This window comes from Streptomyces tardus (assembly GCF_018101125.2).
GTDB classification, from domain to species: domain Bacteria; phylum Actinomycetota; class Actinomycetes; order Streptomycetales; family Streptomycetaceae; genus Streptomyces; species Streptomyces tardus.
Genome location: NZ_JAELVF020000001.1, coordinates 4606130 through 4615455, shown reverse-complemented (window position 1 = coordinate 4615455; position 9326 = coordinate 4606130). Strand labels below are relative to the sequence as shown.

Genomic DNA, 9326 nt, shown 5'->3' with positions numbered 1-9326 from the left:
GTCGGCGGCCGAAACCACACCCCTCGCACCTGTCGCCCGCTCCCCCGCCGCCCTCGGGCCCACCGCCGACAGAGCCGCGCGGCGGCGCCGTGGAGGTGTGGGCAGACTGCCGGGCCGGGCCTCTCCGGCCCGGCCCGTCATCACGCTCCGTCACCCGCCCGGCAGGCGCAGGACCCTGGGCGCTGCCCGCCGGGACTTCACCGCGCACCGGAAACCGGTACACCGCGCACGCCCCGGCCCGGACGTCTGCACCGCACCGGCCCGCACTCCGGCGCACCCTGCGCCGCTACGCCACGTCGCGCTCCCCCGCCGGCACCGGCACTCCCAGGGTGTTGCCGGGAGGCGGAAAGGGGCAGAGGAAGTGGTCGCTGAAGGCGCACGGCGGCAGCGTCGACCGGTTGAAGTCGACCGTGACGCCGCCGTCCCCGGCCGGCACCCCGGTCCGCAGAAAACGGAAGCGGCAACTCGTCCCGCCGCTCGTGGCGTCGGCGAAGACCGCCCAGAGCGCACCGCTGCCCACCGAGGACACCCGCAGACCGGCCGAGCCGCCGCCCGGGAGCACGAACTCCACCGAGCCGGCCAGCTCCAGGCCGCGCTCCCGGCCGTCGGCGTTCGCCACTCGTACCGTTCGCCGCTCCCCGTACGGCCGGAAGGTGCCCCGCAGTGCCCAACGCGGGTCGAAGGGCGTGGTGCGCACACCGCTGAAGGCCCGCCGGGCCGCTGCGTCGGGGTCGTGCACCCGCACCGCCCACTCCCCCTCGCGACGCAGCAGTTCCCATCGGCGCTCCCCGTGGGCGAGCCGCGTGGCGGCGGGATCGTCCGCGTCGGGCACCAGCAGCACACCGCCGACCAGCGGCTCGCCCCGGTGGACCAGGCCCTCGAGGATGTCCGCGTGCACCCGCACTCCGTCACCCGAGGGGAACCAACGTCCGGGCACGTCGGCCAACCGGCCCTCGGCGTCCGCCCCGGCGAGCCAGTGGGTCCCGGTGACCGAGAGCGGACCGTAGGGGGCTCGTACGACGTCCAGCCGCTGCTGGTGCCACTCCTGCCAGGCCCGCCGCACCGCCTCTTCCTCAGTAGTCATGCCGGCCAAGGTGCCACAGGGGCTCGATGCGGGTGCATGACCGGCCCCGGCCCGCCGTCCGGCACACCCGCTAGGTCGGCGGGAGCGCAACCCTCCGAAACGGGCAGGACGGGCAGACGGACAGGGACGGGCCAGGACGGGCGGCGGGACGGTGACACGGACGGGAGCGTCGCCGAAGGGCTGCCCTCAGCAGCGTCGGCCCCACAACCTCATCAGTCGCAGCAGTTGCAGCAGTTGCAGCACTCGCCGCAGCTGCTGCAGCACTCGCAGCCCTCGCAGCAGCATTCACACTTGTCGCACCAGCCCTCGCGCGGCTCTCCCGTCCAGGGGTCCTGGTACTCGCTGCGGCAGCACAGCTGGCAGGTGCAGCACAGCCCGCTCCACACCAGACACCCCGCCACCAGCCCACGACGGCGCGGCGGCTCGGGCGGCGGCCAACCGCCGGGTGGCTGGTTCACCCACGGCGAGGCGGGATGAGGAGTGTGCGCGTGGGGCTGGAAGGTGCGCTGCACCGCGTGCTCCAGCTCGTGCACCAGCAGCCGGTGCGCCAGCGCGGAGTCGGTGAACTCCACCTCCGCGAGCGCCAGTCGAATGCCGTGCACCGCGTCGTCGCACAGGCGCCGCGCTTCGGCCGCGCCGGTACCGGTGGTGGTGAGAGGGTTCCACGCGCCCGCTGCACGGTCGGCGGCACGGTCCTCCACGGCGTCCAACAGATGGGCCAGCCGGCCGAAGAGCCGGCCCGCCTCGAAGAGCGGAGCCGAGTTGCCGGGCCTGCCGGCGAGCACCGCGGTGTGCGCGAACGCCGCCGCGGTGGCCATCTCGGTCGGCTCGGTCACCGCCAGGACAGAGGTGCCCCGGCCCGCCGCCGACTCCAGCTCCTGCTGGCGCCCCACCGCGTCGAGCAGCACCGCGGTGTCGAACCCCAGGCCCGCACCCGCGCGTTCACCGCCGCGGTCCCAGCTGCGTGCAACGCGCTCCGCGGCAGCGGCGACCGGCCGCCTTCGCATCGCGCCGTCACCGTCCACGACATGGTCGCGCAGCTTGGCGGAGGCCAGCACCAGCGAGACCGTCGCCGCCAGATGCGCTCCCTGTCCCTTGGCAACCGAGGCGGTGCGCATCCCGCGCAGCGGGCACGGGCCGGCCGTACGGCGCTCGGGCGCCAGCTCCCGCGGCAGCTGAGCGTCCGTCAGGACGGAGAGCACGAGCCCGTCGTAGTTGGTCGCGACGCGCGCGAACTGACCGTGGTCGGCGCGCAACGCGAGGCAGAGGCCGCACAGATGGGCCATCCATTCCGTGCGCAACCGTTTACTCAGCCGGTGTGAACACGGTCTGATGATTCCGAACACTCAACCCACCCCGTTGAACTGGCTATGCGTCATGGTGGTGTGTGACTCACTCTTTTGGGCGGTCACTCACCCTTGCGGCGGGAGAGACGTGATCTTTCCCTCCGCCCCCACTCGTATACCGCAACACCGCAGCTCCGGGAGCTGCCGTTCTGCACCAGAACTGTCACGAAACCCGCCCGAGGCGCATATCCGCTTGGCGCATCGTCCGCCTCATGCAGGACGATAGGCATGCGGACAGCACAGACCGCACGCGAGAGGAGGCGTCATGGGATCGGTGCGTAAGGCGAGTGCCTGGCTTGGCCTCGTCGACGACAGCGAGATGCGCTACTACGACGATGACTACGCCGAGGGGCCCGAGCCCGGGGACGCCGCACGCGAGACGTGGGTGACCGACCCCCGTATCCGTGCGACCGCGGAGACGGCCCAGGACCAGGGCACCAGGATCGCGACCGTCACTCCCAACGGCTTCCGGGACGCCCGGGGCATCGGCGAGCTGTTCCGGGACGGCGTTCCGGTGATCGTGAACCTGACCGCGATGGAGCCCGGCGACGCCAAGCGAGTGGTGGACTTCGCGGCCGGACTGACCTTCGGGCTGCGCGGCTCCATCGAGCGGGTGGCGACCCGGGTCTTCCTGCTGACCCCGCCCGACTACCAGGTCCTCACCGGCGAGGATCGCAGAACGACCGAGGGCGGATTCTTCAACCAGAGCTGACCCGTATCCGCTGCCGCCGAGGAGGGCGGCAGCGGGTGCGGTCATGATCGGCTGGACGCGGCTGACGCGTTCGGCGTAGACCGCATACGTCCAACTGCCCACCGCAACCACCTGAGTTGACGGTAGGCGGTCCGGGCGAATCTCCGGCGGACGCGCGACCGGCGCGAGAGCCGGCCGGCGGCCGGAAGCGGCGGCAACCGGGGCTCCCCGGGCCACGGGCCTTCGGACGCCCGCCCGCTGATGCGCTCCCCACCCGCGCGCCCCCGCCCGCCGTTGGGTTCCCTAGCGGAAGGCGTCCTGGCCGGTGAGCGCCTTCCCCAGCACCAACTGGTGCATTTCCACGGTGCCTTCGTAGGTCAGCACCGATTCCAGGTTGGTCGCGTGCCGCATCACCGGGTACTCCAGCGAGATCCCGTTCGCGCCCATGATGGTGCGCGAGGTGCGGCAGATCTCGATCGCCTCCCGCACGTTGTTCAGCTTTCCGAAGCTCACCTGCTCCGGGCGGAGCCTGCCCGCGTCCATCCGCACACCGAGGTGGTGGGCGAGCAGCACGCCCTTGTGGAGCTCGACGGCCATGTCCGCCAACTTCGCCTGGGTCAACTGGAATCCGGAGATCGGCCGGCCGAACTGCTCGCGGGATCCGGCGTAGTCGAGAGCGGCATCGAAGCTCGCCCTGGCCGCGCCCATCGCGCCCCAGACGATGCCGTACCGCGCGTGGCTGAGGCAGCTGAGCGGGCCGCGCAGGCCGACCGCGTCCGGCAGTACGGCGTCGGCGGGCAGCCGTACGCCCTCCAGCACCAACTCGCTGGTCACAGAGGCCCGCAGTGACCACTTGTGCTTGATCTCCGGTGCGGAGAAGCCCGGGGCGTCGGTGGGTACGACGAAGCCCCTGATGCCGTCCTCGGTCTGTGCCCAGACGACCGCCACCGCGGCGACCGAACCGTTGGTGATCCACATCTTGCGACCGTCGAGCACCCAGTCACCACCCTCGCGCCGCGCACGGGTGCGCATCCCGGCGGGGTCGGACCCGTGGTCGGGCTCGGTCAGGCCGAAACAGCCGATGAGTTCGCCCGCGGCCATCCCCGGCAGCCAGGCCTGCTTCTGCTCCTCGGAGCCGAAGCGGTGGATCGCGTACATCGCGAGGGAGCCCTGGACGGAGACGAGCGAGCGGATGCCGGAGTCGGCGGCCTCCAGCTCCAGACAGGCCAGGCCGTACTGGACCGCGGACGCACCCGCGCAGCCGTACCCCTCCAGCGGCATGCCCAGGGCGCCGATCGCACCGAGCTCCCTGGCGAGTTCGCGGATGACAGGGAGCTCTCCGCGCTCGTACCAGTCGGCCACGTGCGGCAGCACCCGGTCGGTGGCCCAGGACCGTACGGTGTCGCGGACGGCCAGGTCCTCGGGCGAAAGCAGATCGTCGATGCCGAGCGGGTCGGCGCGGTCGAACGGCGGCAGGGTCGAACGGGACATCGGCGGCCTCCGGCGGCGTGGATCAGACGAGGGTTCGACCGACGTTACGGCCGGGTAATCCGGCTCGGCAAGCGGGTCCCGCCGTCGCCGCCCCGAGGCGAGCCGGTGCCGTCGTCGCCCGGTTCATCACGGTCCGGGCGGGCCTCGGCCGGTTCGTCGCAGTCCGGGCTGGTGTCGGCCGGCTTGTCGCGGTCCGGGCGGGTGGGCTCTCCGCCGCGGGGCTGCCGCTCGCGGAGGCCCGGTTCGCGGTGGCCCGTCCCCCGGCTCTGCGAGGTGCGCGGCCCGCCACCGGGCTTCGGCTCGGCGCGGCTCTGTTCCGGCACCGGGGAGCGGCGGGGCGCGAGGGCTCGGGGCAGCCGCAGCGCGGCGAGCGCGCCGCCGAGCAGCAGTACGGCGCTGACCACCAGCGCCGCCCGCATCCCGTGCACGAAGGCGAGTTGGGCGTGGTCGCGCAGCGCAGCGCCGGCGGCGTCTCCCAGGTCCTCCGCGACGGCGTACGCCTCGCTCAGCGAGTTGCCCGCGGCTCCACTGTTCTCTGCGATCTCCTCGTTCCGGCGGAACGCGGCGGCGTAGGCACCGTGCATCACGCTGCCCAGCGCGGCGATGCCGAGCCCGGCGCCGAGTTGGTACGCCGTCTCTCCGATCGCCGCGGCGCCGCCGGCCTCGCGCGGGGGTGCGTCGCTCAGCATCGACTCGTAGCAGCCGAAGAGGGTGGTCTCCAATCCGAAACCGAGCAGCACGAAGCCCGAGATCATCACGGCCGGATTGTCGTCCGCGCCGAGCGAACTGAGGGCGAGCACGGCGACCGCGGTGGCCAGGAAGCCGAGCGCGACCATCCTGCGGGGGCCGACCAGCGGCAGCACGCGGGGGCCGAGCAGTCCCGCGGTGACGGCGGCGATCGAGAGCGGCAGCAGCCGCAGGCCGGTCTCCAACGGGGAGAGGCCGAGGACCAGTTGGAGGTACTGAGCGGCGATCAGGGCCAGTCCGACGAGCGCCATCACCGTCAGCACGATGCAGCCGACAGCCGTACCGAAGGCGGGCCGGGCGAACGCGGTGAAGTCGATCAGCGGGTGTGCCAGCCGTCGCTGCCGCACGACGAAGAAGGTCAGCAGGCCGGCACCGAGCACGAGGGCCGCCGCGGTGTCGGGTGCCAGCGGGTCACCGCCGCCGGCGCGCTTGATCGCGAAGATGACGGCGAACAGGCCGACGGCGGCGAGCAGCGCACCGGCGGCGTCCCAGGGGCCCTCCCGGTCACCGGTGGACTCGGGGAGCAGCATCCGGCCGACAGGGACGCTCAGGATCATCAGCGGGATGTTGATCAGGAAGACCGAACCCCACCAGAAGTGCTCCAGCATCGCCCCGCCCACCAGGGGCCCGATCGCGGCACCGATCGCCGCCACCGCGCTCCAGATGCCGATGGCCAGGGCGCGTTCGCGTCGGTCGGGAAAGACCTGCCGCAGTATCGAGAGCGTGGCGGGCATGATCATCGCGCCGCCCGCGCCGAGCAGCGCCCTGGCGATGATCAGCAGCGCCGGGCTGTCGGCCACTACCGCGAGGGTGGAGGCGAGCCCGAAGACGACGTAGCCGCACAGCAGCACCCTTCGCCGTCCGATCCGGTCGCCGAGTGTGCCGAAGAGGATCAGCAGTGAGGCGCACACCAGCGGATAGGCGTCGACGATCCACAGCAGCTCCATCGGCCCCGGGCGCAGATCGGCCGACACCTCGGGTATCGCCACGTGCAGCACGGTGGCGTCGACGGTCACCAGCAGCAGGCTTGCGCACAGAACGACCAGCACGGTCCAGCGGTTTGACTTGGCACCCATACCTGTTTGTTGACCCGTCGCTTCCCTAGGGGCTGTCGCGAGCCGCCGGCGCACACAACCGTCCGGTGTCCGTACAGCCGCTCCCACCACCCGCGTCGGCGCCCGGGCCCTGTGATGGGGCGTCAGGGGCGGTCAGAGGGGCGGGTGCCGCAACAGCGTACGCGAGGCCCGGTCGCCGTCCCGAGCGCAGGTGGCAACAGCGGGCGGGCCGTGCGAGCCCTACCGGTACGCGGCGGCGGTGCATCCCGCTCTCGGAGGCCGTTCGGCGGTGGCCGATAATCGTGCAGGTGAGCGATCCAGCCGGCCGCCCGAAGACCGGGACGGGCCACATACCCCGAAGCCCGACCCCCGACCCGCGTCGGGTCCCCGACCCGCTTCGGATCCGCGGCCCGCGTCGGATCCCCGAGGCCGGCCGCACTCCCGGCCCGCGCCTCCTGCCGGGCCCGCGCCGCTCCCCGGCCCCGGCGCCCGCGAGCGGCCCGACCGGGCGCCGTGCCGCCCATGCTCTGCGCCGCGCGGCACCGGCACTGCTGGGTTACGCGGCCGTACGGGCGCTGGTCGCCGTGGTGCTGCTGGTCTGGGCCGAGCTGAGCGACCGAGACGGCCACCAACTGCTCTCCGCACGCTGGGACTCGCTCTGGTATTCCCGTATCGCCGAGAACGGCTACGGCTACACCGCCGTGCTGGAGGACGGCACCACCCACCCCGATCTCGCGTTCTTCCCCCTGCTTCCCTGGCTGGAACGCGGCATTGCCGAGGCCTCCGGCCTCTCGGTCGCCGACGCGGGCCTGCTGGTGTCCGCCGTCGCCTCCCTGGCCGCGGCCTGGGGGCTCTTCGCTGTCGGGGACCTGCTGCACGGACGCCGCGCCGGTGTGCTGCTCGCCGTGCTGTGGGCGGCGGTTCCGGTCGGCATCGTGCAGTCGATGGCGTACAGCGAATCGCTGTTCACCGCACTGGCCGCGTGGGCGCTGTACGCGGTGCTCACCGATCGCTGGGTGTGGGCCGGCGGGCTGACCGCGCTGGCGGGTCTGACACGGCCGGTGGGTGCGGCGCTGGTCGCCGCCCTGTGGCTGACCGCGGCGCTGCGGCTGTACCGCGAACGCCGCCTGCCGGGACGTGCGGTGTGCGGGCTGCTGCTGGCGCCGGTCGGCTTCCTCGGGTACGCGGTCTGGGTGGGCGTGCGCCGGGAGAGCGTCACCGGCTACCTGGACGTCCAGGGGGAATGGGGCAACGGCTTCGACGGCGGGCTCGCCTTCGCCCGGTTCATCGGCGGGTTCCTGGTCGGCGGCCCGCTCTCGCTGCTCGCCGGGCTGGCGCTGCTCGCCGGAGTGGGCCTGGTGGTGTGGGCGCTGGTGCTCTGCTTCCACGGAGGCCAGCCCCCGCCGCTGCTGGCGTACACCGCGCTGGTGGTGGCGCTCGCACTGTGCGCCAAGGGGTACTTCGGGTCCAAGCCCCGGCTGCTGCTGCCGGCCTTCCCGCTGCTGCTGCCGCTCGCGGTGACGATGGCGCGGTCACGGACCCGGACCGCTGTCGCCGTACTGGGCCTGCTGAGCGCGGGGGCGGCGGTGTACGGAGCGTTCTGGCTGCACGGATCCGGTCCGCCGTGAGCGGCGGTACGGGAAGTGGCCGGTGCTTTTCCGGTTAATCCCCGATGGACGGCACGGTAAGTGAAGGAGAATCCGAGTCCCGCACTCTCCGGATTATCCGTGGATAGGTAAACCGGGAGTCCATAAAGGCGGTAACGCCGCAGGCCGGAAGTGCGGCGCAGACCACATTCCACATCACATCGAGATTACGAAGCCCATCCCGAGAGCGGCGACTGCCGTCACCCGCTGTAATCTCTATTGCGTGCGTACCGACCGTGTCCTCGCCCGCCTGGAGCAGGAGCCAGCGCGGCCAACGATCCCGCCCCCCGGCATGAGCGCCGTGCGCCGGTCGCTGTTCGCGGCGACGCTGGGGTTCTACGTGGCGATCGTCGTGGCCGTACTGAACACCTCGCTCCTGGTCCGGATGGACTGGCAGGTGATGCTCTTCCGCCCGTACAAGCAGTGGCCGGAGCTGCACGCGTTCCTCGACTACTTCGTCGTGATGGGGCAGCGCGGGCCGACCGCGGTGCTGGTCGCCGCCTGGCTCGGCTGGCGCTCCTGGCGGCAGCGGACGATACGGCCGCTGCTCGTGCTGGCCTCCTCGCTGCTGGCGCTGAACGTGACGGTCGGGGCGGCGAAGCTGGGCATGGGTCGCGAGGGACCGCACTACGCGAACCTCATGGGCTCCAACGAGATGTTCCTGACCGGGGACATATTTCCCTCGGGTCACACGGCCAACGCCGTCGTGACCTGGGGCGTGCTCGCCTATCTGGCCAGCACGCCCAGAGCCCGCCGCTGGCTGTCGATCCTCGCCGCGGTCTTCGCCCTGGGGGTCGGCACGACCACGGTCTACCTCGGTACGCACTGGGTCAGCGACGTCCTCCTCGGCTGGGCCGCAGGGCTGCTGATCCTGCTGGCCCTGCCCTGGGGCGAGCCGGTGATCGCCCGTATCCAGGAGCACATCGAGGTCTACTGGGCCAGGATGCGTTCCGCCGCGCGGCTCCCGTTCCTCGGCCTCCCGCCGGTGGGCACCGGTACGGCCTGGCCGGTGCGTCCGGCCGCCGACCGGGCGAGCAGCGGCGCGGCCTCGTCCGACCGGCACCGCGGCGGCACGGGCGGGCCGCCGCACGGCGGCACCCGTACCCACGCGGTACGGGCCCCCGCGCTGCGCGGCGCGCGGCGCGGACCGCGGGACGGGCGGACCGGCCGTACGCTCTCGCCGGCGCCGTGGAACTGACGCCCCGGGACGTGCGTGCATCCGCTCACCGGGACGCACTCCGCCCCGTGTTCCGTCGCGGAACACGG

The 9326-nt window shown here is 72.7% G+C and carries 7 protein-coding genes; 3 read left to right on the top strand and 4 right to left on the bottom strand.

What is annotated here, in order from left to right; translation table 11 throughout:
• Positions 1–286 precede the first annotated feature (286 nt).
• Together JGS22_RS19755 and JGS22_RS19750 are read right to left on the bottom strand one after the other, a co-directional pair.
• On the bottom strand, positions 287–1084 hold the full coding sequence (locus JGS22_RS19755; protein WP_211043613.1) for a DUF1684 domain-containing protein: 798 nt from the start codon (positions 1082–1084) through the stop codon (positions 287–289).
• A gap of 212 nt (positions 1085–1296) precedes the next feature.
• Positions 1297–2430 (bottom strand): DUF5685 family protein, encoded by a 1134-nt coding sequence (locus JGS22_RS19750; RefSeq protein ID WP_211043611.1) that lies wholly within the window; start codon positions 2428–2430, stop codon positions 1297–1299.
• 265 nt (positions 2431–2695) lie between these two features.
• Here JGS22_RS19750 and JGS22_RS19745 point away from each other — a divergent pair, with 265 nt between their 5' ends.
• Entirely contained in the window at positions 2696–3142 is a 447-nt protein-coding gene (locus tag JGS22_RS19745) for a cell division protein SepF (RefSeq protein WP_211043609.1), read from the top strand.
• 282 nt (positions 3143–3424) lie between these two features.
• On the opposite strand, the gene JGS22_RS19740 is transcribed toward JGS22_RS19745, so the two are convergent.
• Together JGS22_RS19740 and JGS22_RS19735 are read right to left on the bottom strand one after the other, a co-directional pair.
• On the bottom strand, positions 3425–4612 hold the full coding sequence (locus JGS22_RS19740) for an acyl-CoA dehydrogenase family protein (protein ID WP_211041607.1): 1188 nt from the start codon (positions 4610–4612) through the stop codon (positions 3425–3427).
• A 44-nt stretch (positions 4613–4656) separates the two neighbouring features.
• On the bottom strand, positions 4657–6435 hold the full coding sequence (locus JGS22_RS19735) for an MFS transporter (RefSeq protein WP_211041606.1): 1779 nt from the start codon (positions 6433–6435) through the stop codon (positions 4657–4659).
• A gap of 434 nt (positions 6436–6869) precedes the next feature.
• Between JGS22_RS19735 and JGS22_RS19730 the strand changes: the two genes are divergently transcribed.
• Both JGS22_RS19730 and JGS22_RS19725 read left to right on the top strand, forming a co-directional pair.
• On the top strand, positions 6870–8042 hold the full coding sequence (locus JGS22_RS19730) for a putative hexosyltransferase (RefSeq protein ID WP_211041609.1): 1173 nt from the start codon (positions 6870–6872) through the stop codon (positions 8040–8042).
• 241 nt (positions 8043–8283) lie between these two features.
• Positions 8284–9258 (top strand): phosphatase PAP2 family protein, encoded by a 975-nt coding sequence (locus JGS22_RS19725; protein ID WP_308405760.1) that lies wholly within the window; start codon positions 8284–8286, stop codon positions 9256–9258.
• Positions 9259–9326 lie beyond the last annotated feature (68 nt).